The organism is Bradyrhizobium sp. I71 (genome assembly GCF_022354745.1).
Lineage (GTDB): Bacteria > Pseudomonadota > Alphaproteobacteria > Rhizobiales > Xanthobacteraceae > Bradyrhizobium > Bradyrhizobium liaoningense.
Genome location: NZ_CP059398.1, coordinates 4269684 through 4293748, shown reverse-complemented (window position 1 = coordinate 4293748; position 24065 = coordinate 4269684). Strand labels below are relative to the sequence as shown.

At 65.0% G+C, this 24065-nt stretch carries 19 protein-coding genes; 13 read left to right on the top strand and 6 right to left on the bottom strand.

Features of this window, described 5'->3' with window-relative positions; all coding sequences use genetic code 11:
* Window positions 1-76: 76 nt before the first annotated feature.
* From FJV43_RS20740 to FJV43_RS20720, 5 genes are all read left to right on the top strand, one after another.
* A complete protein-coding gene (locus FJV43_RS20740; RefSeq protein ID WP_008542552.1) occupies window positions 77-778 on the top strand; it encodes a response regulator transcription factor in 702 nt (233 codons plus the stop codon).
* A 117-nt stretch (window positions 779-895) separates the two neighbouring features.
* A complete protein-coding gene (locus tag FJV43_RS20735) occupies window positions 896-2692 on the top strand; it encodes a sensor histidine kinase (RefSeq protein ID WP_275973682.1) in 1797 nt (598 codons plus the stop codon).
* Window positions 2689-3213 (top strand): HPr kinase/phosphatase C-terminal domain-containing protein, encoded by a 525-nt coding sequence (locus tag FJV43_RS20730; protein ID WP_239620383.1) that lies wholly within the window; start codon window positions 2689-2691, stop codon window positions 3211-3213. The genes FJV43_RS20735 and FJV43_RS20730 overlap by 4 nt, the downstream gene beginning before the upstream one ends.
* A 133-nt stretch (window positions 3214-3346) precedes the next feature.
* A complete protein-coding gene (locus FJV43_RS20725; protein WP_024339151.1) occupies window positions 3347-3748 on the top strand; it encodes a PTS sugar transporter subunit IIA in 402 nt (133 codons plus the stop codon).
* A complete protein-coding gene (locus FJV43_RS20720; RefSeq protein WP_028178574.1) occupies window positions 3745-4062 on the top strand; it encodes an HPr family phosphocarrier protein in 318 nt (105 codons plus the stop codon). Before FJV43_RS20725 ends, FJV43_RS20720 begins: the two co-directional genes overlap by 4 nt.
* Before the next feature lie 115 nt (window positions 4063-4177).
* Here FJV43_RS20720 and FJV43_RS20715 read toward each other — a convergent pair whose 3' ends face one another.
* Entirely contained in the window at window positions 4178-5803 is a 1626-nt protein-coding gene (locus tag FJV43_RS20715; RefSeq protein ID WP_239620381.1) for a glycosyltransferase family 39 protein, read from the bottom strand.
* A gap of 114 nt (window positions 5804-5917) precedes the next feature.
* Between FJV43_RS20715 and lepA the strand changes: the two genes are divergently transcribed.
* A complete protein-coding gene (gene lepA / locus FJV43_RS20710) occupies window positions 5918-7729 on the top strand; it encodes a translation elongation factor 4 (protein ID WP_239620379.1) in 1812 nt (603 codons plus the stop codon).
* A gap of 525 nt (window positions 7730-8254) precedes the next feature.
* Window positions 8255-9244, top strand: a complete 990-nt coding sequence (locus FJV43_RS20705; protein ID WP_239620377.1) for an ABC transporter substrate-binding protein — start codon at window positions 8255-8257, stop codon at window positions 9242-9244.
* 293 nt (window positions 9245-9537) lie between these two features.
* Here the strand turns inward: FJV43_RS20705 and FJV43_RS20700 are convergent, their stop codons facing one another.
* Both FJV43_RS20700 and FJV43_RS20695 read right to left on the bottom strand, forming a co-directional pair.
* Window positions 9538-9951, bottom strand: a complete 414-nt coding sequence (locus FJV43_RS20700; RefSeq protein ID WP_239620376.1) for an SRPBCC family protein — start codon at window positions 9949-9951, stop codon at window positions 9538-9540.
* 165 nt (window positions 9952-10116) lie between these two features.
* Entirely contained in the window at window positions 10117-11370 is a 1254-nt protein-coding gene (locus FJV43_RS20695; protein WP_239620374.1) for a serine hydrolase, read from the bottom strand.
* Between the two features lie 463 nt (window positions 11371-11833).
* Here FJV43_RS20695 and FJV43_RS20690 point away from each other — a divergent pair, with 463 nt between their 5' ends.
* Together FJV43_RS20690 and FJV43_RS20685 are read left to right on the top strand one after the other, a co-directional pair.
* A complete protein-coding gene (locus FJV43_RS20690) occupies window positions 11834-13366 on the top strand; it encodes an FAD-dependent monooxygenase (RefSeq protein ID WP_239620372.1) in 1533 nt (510 codons plus the stop codon).
* 140 nt (window positions 13367-13506) lie between these two features.
* Window positions 13507-14727 (top strand): MFS transporter, encoded by a 1221-nt coding sequence (locus FJV43_RS20685; protein WP_239620370.1) that lies wholly within the window; start codon window positions 13507-13509, stop codon window positions 14725-14727.
* 35 nt (window positions 14728-14762) lie between these two features.
* On the opposite strand, the gene FJV43_RS20680 is transcribed toward FJV43_RS20685, so the two are convergent.
* Window positions 14763-15896, bottom strand: coding sequence for an OpgC domain-containing protein (locus FJV43_RS20680; RefSeq protein WP_239620368.1), 1134 nt, complete (start codon window positions 15894-15896; stop codon window positions 14763-14765).
* 193 nt (window positions 15897-16089) lie between these two features.
* On the bottom strand, window positions 16090-16551 hold the full coding sequence (locus FJV43_RS20675) for a Spy/CpxP family protein refolding chaperone (RefSeq protein WP_239620367.1): 462 nt from the start codon (window positions 16549-16551) through the stop codon (window positions 16090-16092).
* 398 nt (window positions 16552-16949) lie between these two features.
* On the opposite strand from FJV43_RS20675, the gene FJV43_RS20670 reads away from it, so the two are divergent.
* The gene (locus FJV43_RS20670; RefSeq protein ID WP_239620365.1) at window positions 16950-18104 is read left to right on the top strand and encodes an acyl-CoA dehydrogenase family protein; all 1155 of its coding nucleotides are present in this window, start codon (window positions 16950-16952) and stop codon (window positions 18102-18104) included.
* Window positions 18105-18616: 512 nt separating this feature from the next.
* On the opposite strand, the gene FJV43_RS20665 is transcribed toward FJV43_RS20670, so the two are convergent.
* Window positions 18617-20788 carry an EAL domain-containing protein gene (locus FJV43_RS20665; protein WP_239620363.1) on the bottom strand — a complete coding sequence of 724 codons (2172 nt, stop codon included), beginning with the start codon at window positions 20786-20788 and terminating at the stop codon, window positions 18617-18619.
* 453 nt (window positions 20789-21241) lie between these two features.
* On the opposite strand from FJV43_RS20665, the gene mepA reads away from it, so the two are divergent.
* From mepA to modA, 3 genes are all read left to right on the top strand, one after another.
* A complete protein-coding gene (gene mepA / locus FJV43_RS20660; protein ID WP_239620362.1) occupies window positions 21242-22186 on the top strand; it encodes a penicillin-insensitive murein endopeptidase in 945 nt (314 codons plus the stop codon).
* 319 nt (window positions 22187-22505) lie between these two features.
* Entirely contained in the window at window positions 22506-23009 is a 504-nt protein-coding gene (locus FJV43_RS20655) for a hypothetical protein (RefSeq protein WP_239620360.1), read from the top strand.
* A 250-nt stretch (window positions 23010-23259) separates the two neighbouring features.
* A complete protein-coding gene (gene modA, locus FJV43_RS20650) occupies window positions 23260-24045 on the top strand; it encodes a molybdate ABC transporter substrate-binding protein (RefSeq protein ID WP_239620359.1) in 786 nt (261 codons plus the stop codon).
* Window positions 24046-24065 lie beyond the last annotated feature (20 nt).

Below are 24065 nucleotides of genomic sequence, written 5' to 3'. Positions count from 1 at the left end.
GTATGTATGCGGCGCATCACTGGATTGCTCGCCGTTTCAAGCCACGACCCAAACGGAAAGCAGAAAGCAGAGGCTCATGCCCACAATCGCTTTGGTCGACGACGACCGCAACATTCTCACATCCGTCTCGATCGCGCTGGAAGCCGAAGGCTACCGCATCATGACCTACACCGACGGCGCCTCCGCGCTCGACGGTTTCCGCACCACCCAGCCCGATCTCGCCATCCTCGACATCAAGATGCCGCGCATGGACGGCATGGAGACGCTGCGCCGCCTGCGGCAGAAATCCGACCTGCCCGTGATCTTCCTCACCTCCAAGGACGAGGAAATCGACGAGCTGTTCGGCCTCAAGATGGGCGCCGACGACTTCATCCGCAAACCGTTCTCGCAGCGCCTGCTGGTCGAGCGCGTCAAGGCGGTGCTGCGCCGCTCGGCGCCGAAGGACCCGACCGTCGCGCCGAAGGAGAACGACGCCAAGGCGCTCGACCGCGGCCTGCTGCGCATGGATCCGGAACGCCACACCTGCACCTGGAAGAACGAGCCGGTGACGCTGACCGTCACCGAATTCCTCATCCTGCAGGCGCTCGCGACCCGGCCCGGCGTGGTCAAGAGCCGCAACGCGCTGATGGACGCCGCCTATGACGACCAGGTCTATGTCGACGACCGCACCATCGACAGCCACATCAAGCGGCTGCGCAAGAAGTTCAAGGTGGTCGACAACGAGTTCGAGATGATCGAGACGCTCTACGGCGTCGGCTACCGTTTCAAGGAAGCCTGAGGCGGCTGGCGCCCTTCACGAAGATCGATGTCATCTCCGGTTCTCGTTCCATCGGGACCAGGATCGCTCTAGGATGCGGGGACCTTCGCACGAGCTGTCCTAACGCGGGCGTGAGCATTGCTTGACCGAACGCAGCCTGACTCAGACCAGAGCGCCGGGGATCTTGCATCCGACGGCGTTCCGGAGCACGTCACTGATGAAAAGCCGCAGGGCTGGCGACCGCTGAACTGGCTGAAGCGCGCCGGGCAGTTCTTCTTCGCGCTGTCCTTCTCGAGCCTGACCCGCCGCATCGTCTCGCTCAACCTTGCCGGCCTCGTCGCGCTGGTGGCGAGCATCCTGTACCTGTCGCAATTCCGCGCCGGGCTGATCGACGCGCGCGCGCAGAGCCTTTTGGTGCAGGCCGAGATCATCGCCGGCGCGATCGCGGCCTCCGCGACCGTGCAGACCAACGCCATCACCATCGACCCCGACCGGCTGCTCGACCTCAAGCCGGGCGAGACCTATGGCGGCTCGGACGAATATTCGCCGCTGGACTTCCCGATCAATCCGGAGCGCGTGGCGCCGGTGCTGCGCACGCTGATCTCGCCGACCAAGACGCGCGCCCGCATCTACGATCCGAACGGCAGCCTGCTGCTCGACAGCCGCAACCTCGAGAACGTTCTGCGCTTCGATCTGCCGCCTCCGGCCGAGAAGCCCGGTTTCGTCGAGCGCGGCATGGTCGCGGTGCGCACCTGGCTGAACCGCGGCGACCTGCCGCTTTATCGCGAGCTCGGGCCCGAGAACGGCAATGGCTATGCGGAGGTGGGGGACGCGCTGCAGGGCCAGAAACGCTCGATGGTGCGGGTCAATGCGCGCGGAGAGGTGATCGTGTCGGTCGCGGTCCCGGTGCTGCGCTCGCGCGCGATCCACGGCGCGCTGATGCTGTCGACGCAAGGCGACGACATCGACCAGATGGTCACCGCCGAGCGCCTCGCCATCCTGAAGGTCGGCGGCGTCGCGGCCGCCGTCATGATCATGCTGTCGCTGCTGCTCGCGAGCACGATCGCCGGACCCGTGCGCCGGCTCGCCGACAGCGCCGAGCGCGTCCGCCGCCGCATCAAGGCCCGCATCGAGATTCCCGACTTCACGCGCCGCCGCGACGAGATCGGGCACCTCTCCGGCGCCCTGCGCGACATGACCAGCGCGCTCTACAGCCGCATCGAAGCGATCGAGATGTTCGCCGCCGACGTCGCCCATGAATTGAAGAACCCGCTGACCTCGCTGCGCTCGGCGGTCGAGACGCTGCCGCTGGCGCGCAACGAGACCAGCCGCGCGCGCCTGCTCGAGGTGATCGAGCACGACGTCAAGCGGCTCGACCGGCTGATCTCCGACATCTCCGACGCCAGCCGCCTCGATGCCGAATTGCAGCGCCAGGACGCGATCCCCGTCGATCTGCGCCGCCTGCTGACGACGCTGGTGTCCGTCGCCAACGAGACCAAGCTCGGCCACGACGTCGCGGTCGAGACGCGCTTCGAGGGCCGCAGCCCGACCGACACCTTCGCCGTGAGCGGCCATGATTCACGGCTGGGGCAAGTGGTCTCCAACCTGCTCTCCAACGCGCAATCGTTCTCGGAAGCCGGCAGCAAGGTGCGTCTCACCTGCCGCCGCGTCCGCGGCGAGATCGAGATCGTGGTCGACGACGACGGCCCCGGCATTCGCGACGACGCGCTGGAGCGCATCTTCGAGCGCTTCTACACCGACCGTCCGCATCAGGGTTTCGGCCAGAACTCCGGCCTCGGCCTGTCGATCTCCAAGCAGATCATCGACGCCCATGGCGGACGCATCTGGGCGGAGAACCGTCCTGGCCCGCTGGATGCCGAAGGGGCTCCGACGGTTGCCGGCGCGCGCTTCGTGGTCAGGCTGCCGGCCCTATGAGCGACGGCGGGCCCAGCGTTCACGCCTCCGCCGTCAAGGTCGGATCTCTGGCGGTGCTGATCCGCGGGCCGTCGGGCTCCGGCAAGTCGCGCCTTGCCTTTGATTTGATCATAGCGGGACGCTCGGGCGTGGTCGAAAGGGCCGTTTTGGTCGGTGATGACCGTGTCCATCTGGCGACAGTCGGCCATGAAATTGAGGTGCGCCCCGCGCCGGTGTTGGCTGGCCTGATCGAGATCCGGGGCTTGGGAATCCGTCGCTGCGACTTCGTGGAGCATGCGACCGTCGGTCTCGTGGTCGATCTGGACGCGGCGGACGCGGAGCGCCTGCCTGCGGCGGAATCGTTGAAAACCAGCATTTTTGGTGTCGAAATACCGCGAGTCCCGGTTGGCCGCGACCATTCGCCCCTCCTCCTGGTTGTTGCGGCCTTGACCACTACCAAGAGTTCATCTTCCGTTAACCCTACCGGCGATTGTTCGAAGGGAAATGGTAACCATATGAACCCCAGTATCGCGACCGAGTAGACCGGCGCAGCTCCCATTATCCATCCGTCTATATTCAGGGAGATACGCAACATCCCCTCTTGCGCGGGGGCTCTGGATGGTCAAAGTGGCGCGTTCGTGCGGTGCACCAAAAGCGCCCGCGAGGAGTTTTCCGATGATTGGTCTAGTACTTGTGACCCACGGGCGCCTTGCCGACGAATTCAAGGCAGCGCTTGAGCATGTCATGGGTCCACAAAAGCAAATCGAAGCGATCACGATCGGTGCCGAAGACGATTCCGATCTCTGCCGAAGCGACATCATCGAGGCGGTCAATCGCGTCGATTCCGGCGACGGCGTTGCGATCCTCACCGACATGTTCGGCGGCACGCCATCAAACCTTGCAATATCCTGCATGAGCCGGCCCAAGGTCGAAGTGCTCGCAGGGATCAACCTTCCCATGCTGGTGAAGCTCGCCAAGGTGCGCGAGGAGCGTTCGCTGCCCGACGCGATCGCGATGGCTCAGGAAGCGGGCCGCAAATACGTCACGATCGCCAGCCGCGTGCTCGCCGGCAAATGAGCGGGGAGGCGCCACAAGCGGGGACAGGCGTGCCCGCGGGCGCGATCTCCAAGGATCTCCTGATCATCAACAAGCGCGGCCTGCACGCTCGCGCCTCCGCGAAATTCGTCCAGGCGGTCGAGCGCTTCGACGCGCAGGTGTGGGTGACGCGCGGCGGCGAGACCGTCGGCGGCACCTCGATCATGGGCCTGATGATGCTCGCCGCCGGTCCCGGCACGACGATCACGGTATCGGCCGCCGGCACGGATGCCGAAGCCGCGCTCGCGGCGATCACCGAACTCGTCGAGAGCAAGTTCAACGAGGAAGGGATTTAGGCCCGATTGTCATTCCGGGGCGATGCGCAGCATCGAACCCGGAATCTCGAGGTTCTCAGGTGCGCAAATGCGCACCGTAGCTCACGCTTCGCGTGCCCCGGAACGACAATAACCCTCACTTCCCAGGCGCTGCGATGTAGACGTTCCAGGTCATCGACGGGCCCGCCTTGCCGTGGGTGAAGCGGCGCGTCGTCATCACGATGCGCTCGGCGTTCGGCGCGGTCTCGGACACCCATTTCTCGAACTTGGGCAGGCGTTCGTCGGTCGCATCGAACACGCCGATGAAGCCGTATCTCTTGATGTCGTCGAGCGAGGTCAGCCCGGAAGCCCAGGCTTCGTTCGGCGTGAACGGGCTGGGGTGATCGGGGCTGTAGAACACCATCGGCTGAATCGTCTCCATCGTTCCCGCGACGACGGCCCAGCGCGAGGCGAAGCGCGCGTGCCAGGCCTGGGTCAGCTCGCGCGCCAGCTCCGACCGCGCGCCATAGGTCGCGGTGTTGCCGCCATTGACCGCCATCTCGCGCGCGGCGATCCAGGGCGAGGCGGCGAGCGTTGCAGCGCTGAGCACGAGCCAGATCGCGGCGATGTTGAACAGCACGGCGCTCTGCACCCGCAACGCAGGAATCGCGACCAGCGCGAGCGGAACCAGGAAGAACAGCGAGATGCCCCAATCGGTCTTCATGTAGATGCTGAAGACCAGCGCGCCGAGCGGCGGGCCGAAGGCGACGATGATCTGGACGATCCAGACGTTCAGCGCCTGCGAAAGATTGACGGCGGGATTGCCGCCCCGCGCCCAGGCGCGCGTCACGATGCGCGAGGGGGCGCGCCGCAGCAACTTGATCAACGGCGGCACCAGCGCCATGGCCAGCGCCGCGAGCGCCACCGGCAATGCCAGCAACCCGAGATTATGCAGCACATAGCCGGCGACGAGCTGATGCACCTGACCGCTGTCCTGGAGGCTGTAGGTGTCGCCGGCATAGGTCAGCGGCACGAAATGCGCGTCCGCCAGCCAGACGATGTGCGGGATCATCGCCGCGACCATCGTCGCGATCGCCACCCACGGCGCGGGCGACGACAGGAATCGCAACCGGTCGGGATGGATCAGCGCGGCGAGGCCGATGGCGCCGACCATGGTCAGCACCCAATATTTGGTCATCAGCGCCAGCGCGCCGGCAAGGCCGAGCAGGATTCCGGATTGCCAGGTCCGCTTCTCGAATGCGTTGAGATAAGCGAGCACCAGGAGCGGCAGCGTGACGAGCTGGAGCAGGTCCGGGTTGTACTTGAAGCCCTTGAAATTGAAGATCGGGTAGAGTGCGATCATCACCACGACGAGGAACGCGCGTCGCGCATCCACCACGCGCAAGCTCACGAGCCAGCAGATCACCATGCCGACGCTCACCGTCGCCATCGCGAGCGCATAGGTCGCCCAGTCCGCCGCCGGGAACACCTTGAACCAGAGGCCGGCCACCCAGCCCGACAGCGGCGGGTGCTTGCCATAGCCCCAGAGGAATTTCTGGCCCCAGCCATAGGCTTCTGCGACGTCCATGTGAACGTCCTGCGCCGCCTTGATATTGATCAGGATGAAGGTCCAGAGCACGGCATGCAGGATGGCGAGCTGGATCACCAGCCACAGCCGCGCCTCGGGACGGACCGCGCAGGCAACCAGCCAGGCCCGGAAGCGGTTGTAACTCAAGCGGGTCTTCGCCCGCGCTCTGGCGGATGGGATCGAGGTGGTGGACATGCGCCGTTGCGTAGCGCGTTTTGGCCTGCCGTGGAATCAGCTTGGCGTGAAGAAAGGCCCTGAAAATACAGCAATATGGTTGCCGCACGAGGATGTGAGTGGTATCCCGCGCCCATGACGACCGTCCCCATTTCCAACATCCGCAATTTCTCCATCGTCGCCCATATCGACCATGGCAAATCGACGCTCGCCGACCGCCTGATCCAGATGACCGGCGGCCTCTCCGACCGCGAGATGGCGGGCAAGGAGCAGGTGCTCGATTCCATGGACATCGAGCGCGAGCGCGGAATCACCATCAAGGCGCAGACGGTGCGCCTGCAGTACCGGGCCAAGGACGGCAAGGATTACATCTTCAACCTGATGGACACGCCCGGCCATGTCGACTTCGCCTACGAAGTCTCGCGGTCGCTGGCGGCGTGCGAAGGTTCCCTCCTGGTGGTCGACGCCAGCCAGGGCGTCGAGGCGCAGACGCTCGCCAACGTCTACCAGGCGCTCGACAACAATCACGAGATCGTCCCGGTCCTGAACAAGGTCGATTTGCCCGCCGCCGAGCCCGAGAAGGTCAAGCAGCAGATCGAGGACGTCATCGGCATCGACGCTTCGGATGCGGTGATGATCTCGGCCAAGACCGGCCTCGGTGTCCCCGACGTGCTGGAGGCCATCGTTACGCGTCTGCCGCCGCCGAAGGGCGATCGCGACGCCACGCTGAAGGCCCTGCTGGTCGACAGCTGGTACGACGTCTATCTCGGCGTCGTCGTCCTGGTGCGCATCGTCGACGGCACCATGAAGAAGGGCCAGCGCGTGCGCATGATGGGCACGGGCGCGGCCTACGACGTCGAGCGCGTCGGCTTCTTCACGCCAAAGATGCAGCAGGTCGAGGAACTCGGCCCCGGCGAAATCGGCTTCATCACCGCCGCGATCAAGGAAGTCGCCGACACCCGCGTTGGCGACACCATCACCGACGACAGGAAGCCAGTTACGGAAATGCTGCCGGGCTTCAAGCCCGCGATTCCCGTGGTGTTCTGCGGCCTTTTCCCGGTCGATGCCGACGACTTCGAGACGCTGCGCGCGGCGATGGGCAAGCTGCGCCTGAACGATGCCAGCTTCTCCTTCGAGATGGAAACCTCGGCCGCGCTCGGCTTCGGCTTCCGCTGCGGCTTCCTCGGGCTGCTGCACCTCGAGATCATCCAGGAGCGGCTGTCGCGCGAGTTCGACCTGAACCTGATCGCGACCGCGCCGAGCGTCATCTACAAGATGAAGCTGACCGACGGCAGCGAGCTCGAGATCCACAATCCCGTCGACATGCCCGATGTGGTGAAGATCGCCGAGATCCAGGAGCCCTGGATCGAGGCCACGATCATGACGCCCGACGAATATCTCGGCAGCGTGCTGAAACTGTGCCAGGACCGCCGCGGTGCGCAGAAGGAGCTCACCTATGTCGGCTCCCGCGCCATGGTGAAATACGACCTGCCGCTCAACGAGGTCGTGTTCGACTTCTACGACCGGCTGAAGTCGGTCTCCAAGGGCTACGCCTCGTTCGACTATCACCTGACCGACTACAAGCCGGCCGATCTCGTCAAGATGCAGATCCTGGTCAATGCCGAGCCGGTCGACGCGCTCTCGATGCTGGTCCACCGCACCCGCGCCGAAGGCCGCGGCCGCGCCATGGTCGAGAAGATGAAGGAGCTGATCCCGCCGCACATGTTCCAGATCCCGATCCAGGCGGCGATCGGCGGCAAGGTGATCGCCCGCGAGACGGTGCGCGCGCTGCGCAAGGACGTCACCGCAAAATGCTACGGCGGCGACATCACGCGCAAGCGCAAGCTTCTGGAGAAGCAGAAGGAAGGCAAGAAGAAGATGCGGCAGTTCGGCAAGGTCGACATCCCGCAGGAAGCCTTCATCGCCGCGCTGAAGGTGGATAGCTGAGGCGACGCTCGGGACGGGCCGGCCCGGTCTCCCGGGCCGGTAAACAGGCGCTCACCAGGCGGCCAACAAAAAAGTGCGAAAACAACCCCATGCACAGTAGCCGCCCCCTTGATGGCACTGTGTTTTTCGATTTTTTCGAAGTCGGTTTGACCCGTCGGGCAAAACAGGGGTATGATGGCATCATCGGAGCGGGCCGGATGAGCCAGCACGATCGTCCATCTGATTTTTTCAAGTGTCGATCATTCATTCACGGAGTTATTTCATGGTTCGTGCAAATCACACGTCGCAAGATACTTGGCAGCTAGGCGCTGCAGTAGGCTAGGCTTCTGCAATAGCGGCAGGGACGTTCATTGCTTCGGCCCACGCGCAATCAACCCAGCGAACCCACGGGTTCGTTCCCGCCGTATTACGGGCCTGGTCGTGACATCGCGTCACAGAACAATTGCGTGAAGCGTTGGGCACGTGGTTGTTGGCTCGGGTCGGCGCTCGCGCTATTGTAGTTGAGCCTCAATGAGCGGAGGTGTCATGCGGCGACGCGAATTTCTCGCACTGATCGGTGCCGCGGCGGCCTGGTCACCCCTTGCTCGCGCGCAACAGCCAAAGAAAGTCCCCCATATTGGCTTCTTGACCACCGGCTCGATCGAGCAAACCCGCACTTCGATGGCTGCCTTTCATCAAGGACTACGCGAACGCGGTTATATTGACGGAGAGAATATCATCGTAGAGTTCCGAGCAGCCGATTCGAAGGTCGAACAACTCCCGGCCTTGGCGAGTGACCTCGTCCGTCTCAATCCTGCTCTCATAGTTGCACAGAATTCGCTTGCTGCGCGGGCGGTGCAGCAAGCTACCAAATCGATTCCTGTTGTTGTGCCAGTCATGGGCGACCCGGTCGAAGACGGACTCGTCGCCAGCATCGCCCGACCAGGAGGTAACATCACCGGACTAACCTTCATCGGCCCGCAGCTTGTTCCCAAGCGGCTTGCGCAATTGAAGGAAACATTGCCCAAGGCGTCTCGGATAGCAGCGATTTGGCACCCGGCTGCATACGGCAAAACTACAACTCAAGGCATGATCAGCGCTGCGGAGTCCGCATCAAAAACCGTGGGCATTCATTTGCAACTCATTGCCGTCCAAGATCCTGACGGGCTGGGCGAGGCGTTTTCCGCGCTTGCGGGCGCGCGTGCCGATGCAGTCTTCCTGTTTCCCAGCCCGATGTTCTTCATCGCACGCAAGCGCATCGCCGACCTCGCCGCAGAACATCGGCTGCCGCTATTCGCCATTGGCAAGGAATTTGTTCAACTCGGTGCGCTCCTGTCCTACGGAGCGGATATCATCGACTTGAACCGGCGATGCACTGATTACGTCGATAGAATCCTCAAGGGCGCCAAGCCCGGGGATCTGCCGGTCGAGCAACCAACCAAGTATGAACTATTCGTCAACCTCAAGACTGCAAAGACACTCGGGATCGAACTACCTGCTACATTGCTGGCCCACGCGGACGGTGTGATAGAATGATTGACTGATGCAAGTCGATGCATTCATGCCCGCGAACGACCGGTCTTTTCGAGACCTCGTCCCGTTCCCGACAGAGGGGGCGCGATCAGCCGTCCGGCCCTCAAGGCGAAGGAGGTGGCCTGGGTCCCGTCAAAGGTCACCCCACACCCGTCGGCACATTCCTGGACCCAGTCAAGCTCTAGGGCCCACGCGCCACCCGCTCGTGTGCCGTCGGGAGAGTGGTGGGCACGGCGCTTTGCGCCTTTGCCCACCTTACGAAAGCCGTGCTCGCGTGCGCTCCTCGAGGCACACCCTCACGGCACCTTCTTCGCCTCGACGTACCGTGCAAAGCTGTCGAGGATCGCCTGCCAGCCGCCCTGCTGCTGCTCGACCGAGTGCGTGGTTTCGGCATCGAAGACGACGCGGACGACAACGCCGTTCGGGCCGGGTACGAACTCGACCTCGGCCTTCCGATCGCCGAACGAATATTCGATCCGCTTGTGCTCGACGATCTTGGTGTAAGTGCCGGCGAAGTCGAAGCCCATGCTGCCATCCTTGGCTTCCATCCGGGACGAGAAGGCGCCGCCGTCCCGCAGGTCGACCGTCGCCCTGGTCGTATGCCAGTCGTCGGACGCGGCATTCCAGTTCACGATGTCGGCTGGCGTCGTATAGGCGCGCCAGACCTGATCGATCGGGGCGGCGACGCTGGTTTCGACGGTGATCCTCATAGGCATTGCTCCAGTTTAATTCTTGTAGTCGAGGTGCGACATCACGTCCCCGCGTGCCGAGCCGTCCGCGGCACTTTTCGGGAATTGTAGACCAAGGACGATCGAACCCCGTCGGGACCGACATGGTCATCGCGAATATCTGGGATTCAAGACACCATCAGGTCGTCACGGCCCGAGCTGCTGCAGCACGGCGAACCACAACGCGAGCGGCTCTCTGAGCGCGCCGGGCTCGAACGGCTTTTGGCGAACGGCCGTGTGCACCATGACAAGCTTGGACGCGGGATCGACCAGGATGACCTGACCGCGGATGCCGAGCAGGGCAAATCGGCGCTGCTCGCCGGGGAGGAGCCACACCTGATAGCCGTAGCCGAAATAGGGCGTGGCCACGCGCGGGACGAGGTGGCCATCGGCCGGCCGCACGGTTGTGGCATCCAGCAGCCATTGCCGAGGGACCAGCTGCCGGCCTTCCCAGGCGCCGTCATGGGCGAGCAACCGGGCGAGGCGCGCATAGTCGCGCAAGATTGCGTTGAAGCAGCAAAAGGCGATCTCCTGCCCGCTGCCGTCGATCACCCAGGAGGCGTCCGCCTCGGTGCCGATGGGGTCCCAGATCCGGTCGTGAAGATAGTCGGCAACCGCCGTGCCGGTGGCGGCGCGCAGGACCAGGCCGAGGATCTCGGTTTCAACGCTGGCATAGTGGAATTTAGTGTCCGGCGGTGCGGTCCGGGTGTTGAACTGCGCGACGACGGCGGCGGGGTCCTTTGGCTCACCAGAGAACAGCGCCCGCCCGAGCCGGGCGATGTCGTCGTTCCCATCATAGACTTCCGAGAATTCGACGCCCGAAGACATGTTCAACAAGGCGCGGATGGATGTGTTGCCATATTCCGTGCCTGCAAGGCCGCCGACGTAGCTCGAGACCAGGTCGTCGATCGACTTGATCCGTCCCTCCGAGACCGCGATCCCGATTAGCATGGCCACCAGCGTCTTCGCCATGGACTGCGAGACAAAGCGGTGATGGTCGGTCCGCGCATATTGATAGTGCTCGTAGAGGATGGTGTCGTCCCGGGCGATCAGGAGTCCCGTCACCGGGTTGCGCTTGAGGTAGTCCGCGATGCTCAGCTTTTCGGTGCCAAAACTGTAGGTGATCGACGGCTCCGGCGCGCGCTTGAATTGCCAGGGCGCCGTCGCGCGCCCGACCCGGCGCGAGGGATAGATCTCGCCGAAATGGCTGTAGCTCCCGACGAGCCTGTCGAGCTGAGGGGGCGCGCCCCGCTTGCCAACCGGGTAGCCCTCGGCCGCACCGTAGAGCTCGGCATCGGGACCGCTATCCGAAAAGACCGGGCCCGGCTCGGCGGGCGCGCTTCGGATGTCCTGCGCGCATGCCAACGGCGCCCAGACCGCAGAGGCGAAAATGACGGGCAAGACCAACCGGCGACACACGCCCGGCCTGCACAGCGCTTCCCCTCTCATTGCACTTGCCTCCCCGCACGCTCGTGTCTGCGTGCGCTTGCGAGAACGACACCGAGCGGCATGCTACCACTCCAGGCCGACGGCGTCAGCAAGCGCTGACCCATGCTTGCAATTTGAGGTAGATCACGCCCGAGCGATTTCGGCTCGCCCTATCGATCCGACGAGCGGCGACCGACAGCCCGTTGACGAGGCCGCGCTCCCGACGCTAAATGACCACGTCGGAAAAGGCAGACTTGGTCTGGTGAGCCCAAGTCCTTTCGGTAACGAAAGCTCTGGTCTTTGGCCTCGTGCCCGGGATCCCCACGACGAACAACGGTCGCCGTTCAGGCGGCTCATGGTTCGTCCGTGAGGTCCTAAAGGTTCGGGAAACGCTCCGGTCGAACATCGACAGTCGAAGATCGACAACGGAGCATTTATGCAAAGTCCCGACACTGCTCTTTATGACGTCATCATCGCCGGTCCCGTCGGCTTGTTCCTGGCCTGCGAGCTGCGGCTTGCGGGCTCTTCGGTGCTGGTGCTGGAAAAAGCGCCGGAGCCGCATTCGCCGCTGAAGGGCTTGCCGTTCGGGCTGCGCGGACTTTCGGTGCCGACCATCGAGAGCCTGGATCGCCGCGACCTGCTGAACGAGCTCACGCGCCGGGCGGTCGGCCGCGACACGTCGGCTGCCGCGCACTGGATGCAGCAGCAGCGCCGCCCAGGCGGTCATTTCGCCGGAATCCAGTTCTTCCACGATCAGATCGACAGCACGCGATGGCCCTATCGCCTGCCCGGTCCCATCGGCAGCATCGCGGCCGATATGGCAAGCATCGAGGCTGTCCTCGCGATCCGCGCGGAGACGCTGGGCGTCGAGATCCGGCGCGGGTGTGGCGTCCAGTCTCTCACGCAATCAGACGACAGCGTCACCGTTGAAACAGCCGACGGAATGGCCCGGGGCCGCTGGCTGGTCGGCTGCGACGGCGGACGCAGCACCGTGCGAAAGGCGGCGGGCATCGGCTTTGTCGGCACCGATCCGGAATTCACCGGCTATTCCGTGCAGGCCGAACTCGCCGATCCGGCCGCGCTTGAGCCCGGTCGCCATTACACGGCGTCGGGCATGTACACCTATGCGGCGCCCGGCACGATCGCGATGGTCGATTTCGATGGCGGCATGGCTCATCGCACCGAGCCGAAACGCGACCAGATCGAGGTCGTGCTGCGCAAGGTCTCGGGCCTGGATGTGACCTTGACGAGCCTTCTGCTCGCCACCACCTGGACCGACCGCGCCTGTCAGGCGACCGGCTATCGCAAGGGCCGTGTGTTGCTGGCGGGTGATGCCGCGCATATCCATTCGCCGCTGGGAGGCCAGGGACTCAACCTCGGCCTCGGGGATGCGATGAACCTCGGCTGGAAGCTCGCGGCGACCATTCGCGGCGACGCGCCGGCCGGCTTGCTCGACACTTATTCTGCCGAGCGGCATCCTGTGGGAGCACAGATCCTCGACTGGTCGCGCGCCCAAGTCGCGCTCATGCGTCCCAGCAGGAGCTCGCGCGCGCTCGAGGCGATCATCCGCGATCTCATCGACACGCGCGACGGCGCGACCTATTTCGCCGAACGCGTGTGGGGCATCTCTCTCCGCTACGATCTCGGCGATACACATCCGCTTGTCGGCCGCAGCGTGCCGGAGTTCACGTTCGCCGATGGCACACGTCCCGCCGAGTTGCTCCGGACCGGACAAGGCCTGTTGCTGGACTTCGACGTCCGGCCATCGCTCGAGGCGCTTGCACGCCGCTGGACCGGCCGCATCAACTATGTCGCAGGCGACGTCGGGAATCGATTCGGCGTGACCGCCTTGCTCGTGCGGCCGGACGGCATCGTGGCGTGGGTCAGCGAGCAGGCGCCTCACCTCGATGACGCAGCTCGAGCCGCGATGCGATGGTTCGGTGCACCTGAAGCGAGCGATTGTCGTTGATCCCATCCGTTGCGAGGATGAGTATGGCGGACCTTCGCCTGGACGAGCGAACAACGCATGGCACCTTGCCCTCCGCCACCCAATGGTGTCACCATCCCTCCCGCGCACCGTCAACAAAACCAAGATCGCCGAGGAAACGCATGAGCAAGCCGTCAGGCTTCGACTATGGCTGGGTCGTTGTCGCCGCGGGAGCGCTGATGACCTGCGTCGGGTTCGGCACGATGCTGTCGCTCGCGGTGTTCCTGCAGCCGATCTCGGAGGCGATGGGCTGGTCGCGCGCCGGCGTGTCGGCGGCGGCGACGCTGGATTTCCTCTGCATGGGCGTGGCCGCTTTTCTCTGGGGCGCGCTGTCGGACCGGTTCGGCACCCGCATCGTGGTGCTCTCGGGAAGCCTGCTGCTGGGGCTCGGCCTCGTGACGGCGAGCCAGGCGGCAACGCTGTGGCAGTTCCAGCTCTCCTTCGGCGTCCTGATCGGCATTGCCGCCGGCAGCTTCTATGCGCCGATGATGGCGCTCGCGAGCGCCTGGATCGAGAAGAACCGCAGCCTTGCGGTAGCTCTCGTCTCCGCCGGCATGGGGGTGTCGCCGGTGACGATCGCGCCGGCCGCGAGCTGGCTGATCACGACCTATGACTGGCGCACCGCAATGCTGGTGATCGGCTTCGCTGCCTGGGCGCTGCTGATCCCCGCCTGCTTCCTGGTGCGTCCGGCTCCAGCAGCGGCAGGCAGCACGAATGCGGACGCCGCGCCTGACGTCGAGCTGAGCGCGGCGCAAGCGCTGCGTACGCCGCAGTTCATTGCGCTCGCGGCGGCGCATTTCGCCTGCTGCGCAGCGCATTCCGGCCCGATCTTCCACATGGTGTCCTATGCGATGGTCTGCGGCATCGCTCCGCTCACGGCGGTGACGGTCTACAGCGTCGCCGGCGTCTCCGGCCTCGGCGGGCGCCTGCTGCTGGGCGCGGCTGCCGATCGCATCGGCGCAAAGCCCGTGCTGGTCGGCGGCTTGCTGGTGCAGGCGATGTGCATCGCGGCCTATCTCGCGGTAGCGCAGCTCGGCGAATTCTACGCGCTCTCGGTGGTGTTCGGCCTCGCCTATGGCGGGGTGATGCCGCTCTATGCGGTGCTGGTCCGCGAATTCTTCGGCGCGCGCATCATGGGTACGGTGTTCGGCGCGGTATCGGCCTTCGCCAGCCTCGGCATGGCGCTCGGTCCCTGGGCCGGCGGGCTCGTGTTCGACAATTTCCAGCGCTACACGTGGCTGCACGCCGGCTCGTTCGCGATCGGGCTCGCCGCCGTCGCGGTGGCGCTGAGCTTCCCGACCAGGCGCCGGCCGTCGCTCGATCTCGGCCGCGTCGCGGCCTGACACCGGAACAATGCGCCTGCGCATTCGTGTTCGAATTACAACGGCCTGAGATGGGGAAACATGCCGCGATCGATTGCGGCGAGCAATGTCGCCATGGCACTCATCAGGCCCAGGCCCAGGAGAGTGATCAGCGTCTGCCATCCCAGGCTGTTCCAGCCCAGGCTGAGCAGTGCATGAGCTGCAAAGGACAGCAGAACACTGGCGCAGTAGATCGCGAGCGAATACTCGCCGCATCGTATCAGCGGTCGCAGTGCACCGGCTTTCAAGATGCTGGCATTGCTTGGAAGAAGGCGCCAGCAGAGCAGCGCGAGCGCAGCAAAATGCAATAATCGCAGGATATCGAGATTGGTCTTGTCGACCGGATAGATCAAACGCGACAGCCAACCCGGCACATAGGCCTCGATCGCGTGGAACTGCCAGCCCAGGGTGATCACGAACGAGAACAGCACGTAGCCCGCCGCCAGAACGGCAAGAGCCCGGGAATTGAGAACGGCAAGCTGCCAATCGCCGCGGTTTGCTCCCCAGCAGATGCCGATCACGAACAGCAGCTGCCAGTTCAGCGGATTGAAATAGAGCTGCCCCCTCGGATAGGCCGGGATGTACCAGTCAAACTGATGGGCGAGAACATAGAGAGCAACGGATCCGGTCAGGGCCAGCGGCCAGGCGCGTATCGTCAGCGGCACGATGAGAATGAGCGCGAAGTGGAGTATGACCATCAGGAGCAGAGGGTCGAGATTGACCGGGGAATAGCGCAGCAGTGCCACCTGAACCAGTGTTTCTGCAGGCTCCTGCAGCAGGATGGCCAGGTTGGCGTGATCGAACATGCCGGGCTGCCATGCCGCGATGTACGCCACTTCCGCCAGCAACAGGACGACAGTCATGATCTGCGCGACATAGATTTCGAACGAACGCCGCAACATGCGCAAGCTCGCGGCCGCAAAGCCGGACTGACGCATCAGGTCGCCGTATACGATGCCGGACGCAAGGCCCGACAGGAATACGAGAATCTCCGCCGCATCGCTGAAGCCGAAATTCTTGGGCGTGAACCGGTTCAGATAGCTTTCCGGGATGTGATTGATATAGATCCACCATAGGGAAAGGCCCCGAAAGAGGTCGATCCGAAGATCGCGCTCCTTCAGGGGTGGTGGTTTGGTCGCAGTCCACTTCACTCCAGCGCACTGCCTCTCTTGATAAGAGCGTCTCGCCACGGCGAGCGCTGACCGGGCCAGCGCGGTGATGTCGTGGACGCCGGCTCATTAATTCAATCAACCGCCGAAGCTACATTGCCGCGCCGCTACGGTCCAGAAAGCATGCCGCAGTTGCCAACATTCTCGAGACATGGCGAGGATGCGGGTGAAGCCCTCATCTTCCGCCCTGCATCGGCATGGCGCCCATCCGGCCACCCTGCATCATCGGCATCATGCCCATGTTGGGCGCGAGCAATTCGTCCGCGGTCTTTTTCTGCTCGTCGGAAAGGGTGCCGACAAGGTTGGTCAGCGCCGACTTCATCGCACGGGTGGCCTCCAGCCGCGCCGACAGCCATTTTTCCTGCCAGGTCACGCGATCCAGCAAGGTCTCTGACCCGGAGCCGGCCATCGACCCGCGGAGCTCCCCGAGAGCCTTGGCATTCGCGCGCAGCGCATCGGCGAACGCGTTCCAGGCCGGCGCTTGAGCATCGGTGATCTTGAGCTCGGTGCGCAGAAAGGCAATCCGGCCCTCCACGCGATCGACGGTCTCCATCCCGCTGATGCAGTCACCGCCGGACTGACGCATCATGCCCATCATCCGCATCATGTCGGACATCGGCATGTTGCCGCCCATCATGTTCATCATACCGCCGCCCATCCTGCCCTGAGATGGAGCGGTGCTGCGCGGCGGCTCCGGCGGCGCGGCCGGACTGGCCGCAGGCGCGTCCTTCTGATCCGGATGATGGGCCTGGTGGTCGGCAGGCGCTTGCGCGAGCGAGGAATTGCCGAGGAGGGGGAGCAGCAGGGCTGCTGCAAGCATCTGATGTCGCATCGTGTGCCTCCCGAGGTCCCGCCCTTCGTTGCAATTAAATTATGGGGCTCGCCCGCCGAATTCGACTTGACCCAAGTCAACGGAACCGCCGCGGCAGGCCATGACGCGCCCGTTCCGGCCGACGGCGTCGCCTTGATCCCATCAGCCAGATGGATCACCATCGCGCCTCTACCGCTCACGGCAGAAGGGGCGAGACAGCGCGAATGTCCGAGCTTCCCGGATTTGGTCTGGTCGAGCGGGCGCGAGCCCTCGCCCCCTTGATTGCACGCGAAGCCGACGCGATCGAGCGGACACGGCGGCTGACGCCGGGCGTCGTTGCCGCGCTGATCGAGAACGGGCTCTACCGGGCGCTGCTGCCGCAGAGCCTCGGCGGCGCGCAAGCCGCGCCGGAAGCCTTCATGCAGATGCTGGAGGAAATCGCCAAGGCGGATGCCTCGACGGCCTGGTGTCTCGGCCAGTGCAGTGTCTGCGCGATGATCGCGGCCTGGCTCGATCACGACACCGCGCAGGAAATCTTCAACACCCCGCCCGGCATCCTCGCCTGGGGCGCGATCGCGCATGAGGCACGCATCGGCGAGGGCGGCTATCGCGTCACCGCGCGCTGGGACTTCGCCTCAGGCTCGCGGCAGGCGAGCTGGCTGGGCGCGCATGTCCGCATCGTCGGAGCTGACGGCGTGCCGCGCAAGAATGCCGACGGGTCGCCGGAGCTGCGCACCATCCTGTTTCCGGTTGCGCACGCGACCCTGCACGACGTCTGGCAGGCGATCGGGCTCGCCGGCACCGGCACGGACTCTTACGAAGTCAACGACCTCTTCATCCCCGAGCGCTTCACGGCGTTTCGCGACGTGCCGTCGGCGCTGCGCGAGCCGGGCCCGCTCTACAAGATCGGCACCGGCGCGACCTTCAGCCTCGGCTTTGCCGCGGTGTCGCTGGGCGTCGCGCGCGCCACGCTGGATGCCGCTATCACGCTGGCACGGGAGAAGCACCAATCGCTGGCGGCCGGCGCCATGCGCGACAACGGTGCGGTCCAGGGGCTGATCGGCCGCACCGAGGGTGATTTGCGTGCCGCCCGCGCCTATCTCTATGCGGCTGCGAACGCGATGTGGCGCGACCTGTCTGCGACCGGCGAATTCAGCGCGGCGCATCGCAGCGCGGTCCGCCTCGCCGCGACCTGGACCATCCATCAATCCGCACGCGTGGTCGACACGGCCTATCACATGGCCGGCGCGACCGCGGTGTTCCGCAGCAACCCGTTCGAGCGCCGGTTCCGCGACATGCACGCCATCGCGCAGCAGATCCAGGCGCGGGACACGCACTATGAGGATGTGGGGAAGACGCTCTTGGCGGAAGGTCGCTAACCGCAGCCACAAGTGACGCTGCGCTCCCTCCCCCGCTTGCGCAGGGCAATCGCATATGGTGCGCATGGTGCGGCGGCATCGGCACTAGGCTCCCTCCCCCGCTTGCGGGGGAGGGTTGGGGAGAGGGTGTCTCCGTGCTGGGATTATTGAGATTAACTGAGAACGTCCCTGCGTGGCGAGAGCCCTCACCCGCCGCGCTCTGCGAGCGCGTCGGCCTCTCCCGCAAGCGGGAGAGGCCGAGCAAGCCTGCAGACAGTCCCCGTGTCATTCATATGCGATAGCCCTGCCCGCAAGCGGGAAAGGCGGAGCAAGCCAGCGGACAATCCCCGTGAAATCCATATGCGATTGCCCTGCCCGCTTGCGGGGGAGGGTTGGGGAGAGGGTTTATCCGCAACGAGGCAATCCCCCAGAGGAAAGAACCCTCACCCGCGCCCCCGGCGCGACCTCTCCCGCAAGCGGGAGAGGTTAACCGAGAGAGCGGCGCGTCCCTTACGTACCAAAGGAACGAGAGATCACGCCACCAGCGCAGCGTCCTCGTCATCGGCGGCATCAATCCCGCGCTGTGCGGCGAGCAGGCTGACGATCTCTGCATTCGGCCGGGCCTTGCTGAACAGAAAGCCCTGGCCCTCGTGGCAGCCTTCGGCGCGAAGACAGCTCAGCTCGGCTTCGGTCTCGACGCCTTCGGCGGTGATGGTGACGCCCAGTCCTTTGCCGAGGCTGACGATGGAGCGGATGATCGCCTGCGCCTCGCGGTTGGCGCCGAGATCGCGCACGAAGGACTGGTCGATCTTGATCTTGTCGAACGGGAAGCTGCGCAAATAGCTGAGGCTGGAATAGCCGGTGCCGAAATCGTCCATCGAGATGCGCACCCCGAGCGCGCGCAGCGCGTGCAGCGTCGCCAGCACCTGCGCGCTCTTCTCCAGGAGCAGCGTCTCGGTGATCTCGAGCTCGAGCCGGCGCGGCGGCAGGCCGGAATGTTTCAGTGCGTCCGTCACCACCGAGAGCAGATTGCCGCTGCGGAACTGGAGCGGCGACAGGTTGACGGCGACGCGAACGTCGTCGGGCCAGGCCGCGGCATCGAGGCAGGCACGACGCAGCATCTGCCCGCCGAGCGGATTGATCAGGCCGGTGTCCTCGGCGACCGGAATGAATTCGGCCGGCGAGACCATGCCCCGCTCGGCATGCGGCCAGCGCACCAGCGCCTCGAAGCCGGTGATGCGGCCGCTCTGGAGATCGATCAGCGGCTGGTAATAGGGACGGAGCACGTCGTTCTGGATCGCGTCGCGCAGCTCGACTTCGGTCTTGCGGCGGCTCTGCGCTTTTGCATCCAGCGCGGCCTCGAAGAAGGCGAAGGTGCCGCGCGCGTCCAGCTTGGCGCGCGACAGCGCCATGTCGGCGCTCTTGAGCAGCTTCTCGGAATCGTCGCCGTCGCCGGGCGACATGGCGATGCCGATCGAGGCGCCGATCACCACGGAATGGCCGTCGAGCAGATAGGGATCGGCGATGGCTTCCAGGAGGCGCTTGGCCAGCATCACCGCGTCCTCGGGACGGGTCAGTCCGCCCTGCACGATCGCGAACTCGTCGGAATTGAGCCGCGCCAGCGCGTCCTCTTCGCGCAGGGTCGAGCGCAGCCGCTTGGCGACACCGCGCAGGAGCTTGTCGCCGACTGCATGCCCCAGCGTGTCGTTGACCGCCTTGAAATTGTCGAGCCCCAGCATCAGGAGCGCGACCTTCTCGGCGCTGCGCCGCGTGTGCAGCAGCATTTCATCCATCTGCTGCCGCAGCAGGCTGCGATTGGGCAGGCCGGTCAACCCGTCATGCTGGGCCATGAAGGCGAGCCGCGCCTCGGCGCGCTTGCGCTCGGTGATGTCCATCAGCGCGAGCAGCACCGCGGGGCGCTCGGCATAGGTCAATTCGCGGGAGTAGATTGCAAGGTCGATCAGCGTCCCGTCGGCCTTGACATGCTTCCAGGTGCGGCCGGCCTGTTCCTCGCTGGAGTGGTCGGCGGTCCAGGGCGGCTCGCTGTCGAAGGCCTGCAGGGAGCGGATCTTCAGCCTCTCGAACTCGGCCCGGCTGTAGCCGTAATGCGCGACCGCGGCGTCGTTGACGGCGATGATGCGCTCGTCATCCAGCGCGCAGACGATCATGGGCACGGGATTGCCGTCGAACAGCAGGCGGAACGAGGCCTCGCGCTGCTTCAATTCGGTGATGTCGACGCGCAGGCCGACGACGCCGCCGTCGTCGGTCAGGCGCTCGTCGATCAGGATGACGCGGCCGTCCGACAGCTTCTGCTCGTGACGCGCACCGGGCTGATAGAGCTTTTGCAGACGTTCGGCGATCCACTCGTCCTCATGACCGATGGCCTCGGGATAGTCGCCGCGGGCGACGCCGATGCGCAGCGTGTCCTCGAGGCGCGCGCCTTCCTCGAACAGATCGGCGGTCTTGCTGTAGATTTCGGCGTATTTCTTGTTCCAGAGGACGTAACGGCCTTCGGCATCGAGGAACACGATGCCCTGCGGCAGGATATCGATGGCCTGGCGCAGGCGTTCATGGGATTTGCGCGCTTCCGCAATCGCGGCTTCCGCCTCGGCGCGGCTGCGCAGGACTTCGTCGCGCTCGACAAGGTCTCGCGGCGCGCACGCGAAACGCGGCTTGCGCGCCTTTCTGCCGGCGCGGGCAAGCACGTCTTGCTTTCGCTTTTTCGTTCTTCGAGACCCCAAACTCAACTTCACTCGTCCCAGTCGCGCGCCCCGGCGGCCGCAAGTCTTGAGGCAAGTGTCTGAAAAAAAAGTAATCTTGCCCGGCCGCGGTCCGCGCGAGGCGCACCTTGCTGCCTGTTTGCGCGGCGCGGCCGCGGCGGCAAGCGCCTTCGGACCGAGTCCGGCATCGCAATCAACGGGCGATCTGGCGCAAAACTGCGCGCGCACCTGAATCAGTTCCGAAATTGCCCGCGATTGCATGCGAACCGCAGATATTCCTCCCTCCACGCACGAATTTTGGTCAATGCAGGATACGGTTATTGCGCCGTTAAAAAGCGGCAATTTGAGACGCGATTTGGACCGTGCGCCGCGACGTTGCGATCCGCTCAATGCCTCGTTCTTAACCCTGATGGCGCATTGGGCTATAAGGACATCAGCATGAGTCGCCGCAGCATCACACTCCTCCTGCTCTCGCTCGCTCTCCTGGCTGCCGGCGGCGCGCTGGCCCAGGACAAGGGCAGCACCAATGCGAAGCCGCTGCCGCCGCTCGCCAATCCGAACGACCCCGATCTCCCCGCCAAGGAGCTGTTCGCGCGAAAGCTGCTGCCGTCGAAGGGGCCGGCCCATGTCATCGGCTCCTACGCCAGGGGCTGCATCGGCGGCGCGGAGCAGATTCCGGTCAACGGCGACCATTGGCAGGTGATGCGGCTGTCGCGCAATCGCAGCTACGGCCACCCCGACATGATCGCACTGATCAAGCGGCTCGCGGCGAAGGCGCACAAGGACGCAGGATGGCCCGGCATCCTGGTCGGCGACATCGCCCAGCCGCGCGGCGGGCCGGCGCTGTCAGGCCATACCAGCCACCAGATCGGTCTCGACGCCGACATCTGGCTGACGCCGATGCCGAACCGCCGGCTCTCGCGCGAGGAGCGCGAGGACATGTCGGCGGTGATGATGGTGCGCCAGGACCGGCTCGATGTCGATCCCAAGGTGTTCACGCCTGGCCATGTGCTGGTGCTGCGCGATGCCGCGCGGGAGCCCGCCGTGCAGCGCATCTTCGTCAACGCCGCGATCAAGAGGGCGTTGTGCCGCGAGGCCAAGGGCGATCGCGCGTGGCTGTCGAAGATCCGGCCGTGGTGGGGCCACGACTACCACTTCCACATCCGCATGCGCTGCCCGCCGGGGGCGGGCGAATGCGAGGGCCAGCCGTCACAGGCCGAGGACGAAGGCTGCAAACCCGCCGATCTCGCCTACTGGTTCTCCGACGCGGTGCTGCACCCCAAGCCGCCGCCGGAGCCGCCAAAACCGAAGCCGCCGATGACGCTGGCGCAGATGCCCGCGGCCTGCAAGGCGGTGCTGCACGCGGGCGACGCGAAACCGTAATATGTGCGGGTGGGCATGCTGTCGCCGCCCGATCGATGTCGTCCCCGCGAACGCGGGACCCATCATCACAGGGAGAAGTTTGGCGCGAAGTGAGAACTCCGAAGTCTTCGCCAAATTGCTGCCTGTGGCTATGGATCCCGGGCTCGCGCTGCACGCGCCCCGGGATGACGAACTCGTTGATTGGTTCGTACTCCCCTGATGCGCTAACATCCTCTGCCGCCGTGCCGTAAGCCCGCGGCATCCCGGGATGTGCATCCCATCTTTCAACAAGCCTGACCGCAAGCCTCGCGCCGTCGCGTGGCCAATGATGGGATTTCACATGCGCGCCCTCACCTTCCTCACTGCGCTCACGATCAGCATGACCTCCGCCCTCGCTGCCGAGGAGCCGAGCGGCTGCGACAAGTTCAAATGGCCGATCGAGCGCGAGCGCGCCGCGCTGACCGCACCCGATCGCGCCAGGCTCGCCACGGGAAGCGAGCAGGCTGCCCTGCCCGCATCGGCCATCACGCTGGGGCTGGTCGCCCCGAGCGACGCGAAATTGCCCGCGCCGCCGGAGCGGGCGCCGAAGGACGGCACCTTTGCCGGCTTCACCAGCATCAAGGCGCCGAAGGCCGGGCTCTACACGATCAGCCTGTCGGCCGGCGCATGGGTCGACGTGGTCCAGGACGGGCAGGTCCTCAAGCCCGTGGACTTCAGCGGCGCGACCGATTGCGATGGCATCCGCAAGACCATGAAGTACGAGCTGTCGGCACAGTCTTTCGTCCTGCAGGTCAGCGGAGCCAAGGAAAATTCGGTCTCCATTGCGATCCTGCCGGCGCAATAAACGGGTACGTCGTTGTTTGCGCATGACCTTTCCGGAAAGCCGCTGCGCACCGTCCGGGTCATGCGGTCAGACCAACGGTCGCCTTTGACCGGAGGCGCAAGCCTGCTATCTTCGCAATCGCGATATCCCTGCCGGTCGTAAGCCGCTGCCGGGCCCCGTGGAGCAGCGCTTCCACCCATCGCATCAACCCACCCAACGCCAGACTTGCGCGTGCATCTTGCCGCGCGCGGACTCGCACGGAGCGCTCCCCATGTTACGCATTTCAGGACTTTTCGCCGCCTTCATGATCCTCGCGGGCGCGGCCCTCTCGCCCGCCGCCGCCGAGGACAAGACCATCACCGTGTTCGCCGCCGCCTCGATGAAGAACGCGCTGGACGAGATCGACGCCGCCTACACCGCCAAGACCGGCGTCAAGTTCAGCGTCAGCTATGCGGCAAGCTCGGTGCTGGCCAAGCAGATCGAGCAGGGCGCGCCGGCCGACGTGTTCGTCTCGGCCGACACCGACTGGATGGACTACGCGATCTCCAAGAAGACCATCAACGAGCCGACCCGGGTCAACCTGCTCGGCAACAGCATCGTGCTGATCGCGCCGAAGGATGCCAGGATCGACAACGTCGACATCGCGCAAGGCTTCGACCTCGCCAGGCTCGCCGGCGACGGCAGGATCGCGACCGGCGACGTCAAGTCCGTGCCAGCAGGCAAGTATGCCAAGGCCGCGCTGGAGAAGCTCGGCGCCTGGCAGGCCGCGGAGCCGAAATTCGCCATGGCCGAGAGCGTCCGCGCCGCGCTGACGCTGGTGGCCCGCGGCGAAGCCGGTCTCGGCATCGTCTACTCGACCGACGCCAAGGTCGAGCCCGGCGTGAAGACCATCGGCACCTTCCCGGCGGCTTCGCATCCCGCGATCGTCTATCCCGTCGCCGCGACCGCGACCGCGAAGGGTGAGACCGGCGACTATCTGGCGTTCCTGCGCTCCTCGGCGGCCAAGTCCATTTTCGAGAAGTACGGCTTCAAGTTCCTGGTCAGTCCCATAACTTAGGGCTTGCGATGTGATATCTG

Coding starts and splice junctions, on each gene's coding strand:
- FJV43_RS20740 (WP_008542552.1), top strand. CDS start 77: ATGCCCACAATCGCTTTGGTCGACGACGACCGCAACATTCTCACATCC.
- FJV43_RS20730 (WP_239620383.1), top strand. CDS start 2,689: ATGAGCGACGGCGGGCCCAGCGTTCACGCCTCCGCCGTCAAGGTCGGA.
- FJV43_RS20725 (WP_024339151.1), top strand. CDS start 3,347: ATGATTGGTCTAGTACTTGTGACCCACGGGCGCCTTGCCGACGAATTC.
- FJV43_RS20720 (WP_028178574.1), top strand. CDS start 3,745: ATGAGCGGGGAGGCGCCACAAGCGGGGACAGGCGTGCCCGCGGGCGCG.
- FJV43_RS20715 (WP_239620381.1), bottom strand. CDS start 5,803: ATGTCCACCACCTCGATCCCATCCGCCAGAGCGCGGGCGAAGACCCGC.
- lepA (WP_239620379.1), top strand. CDS start 5,918: ATGACGACCGTCCCCATTTCCAACATCCGCAATTTCTCCATCGTCGCC.
- FJV43_RS20705 (WP_239620377.1), top strand. CDS start 8,255: ATGCGGCGACGCGAATTTCTCGCACTGATCGGTGCCGCGGCGGCCTGG.
- FJV43_RS20700 (WP_239620376.1), bottom strand. CDS start 9,951: ATGAGGATCACCGTCGAAACCAGCGTCGCCGCCCCGATCGATCAGGTC.
- FJV43_RS20690 (WP_239620372.1), top strand. CDS start 11,834: ATGCAAAGTCCCGACACTGCTCTTTATGACGTCATCATCGCCGGTCCC.
- FJV43_RS20685 (WP_239620370.1), top strand. CDS start 13,507: ATGAGCAAGCCGTCAGGCTTCGACTATGGCTGGGTCGTTGTCGCCGCG.
- FJV43_RS20675 (WP_239620367.1), bottom strand. CDS start 16,551: ATGATGGGCGGCAACATGCCGATGTCCGACATGATGCGGATGATGGGC.
- FJV43_RS20670 (WP_239620365.1), top strand. CDS start 16,950: ATGTCCGAGCTTCCCGGATTTGGTCTGGTCGAGCGGGCGCGAGCCCTC.
- mepA (WP_239620362.1), top strand. CDS start 21,242: ATGAGTCGCCGCAGCATCACACTCCTCCTGCTCTCGCTCGCTCTCCTG.
- FJV43_RS20655 (WP_239620360.1), top strand. CDS start 22,506: ATGCGCGCCCTCACCTTCCTCACTGCGCTCACGATCAGCATGACCTCC.
- modA (WP_239620359.1), top strand. CDS start 23,260: ATGTTACGCATTTCAGGACTTTTCGCCGCCTTCATGATCCTCGCGGGC.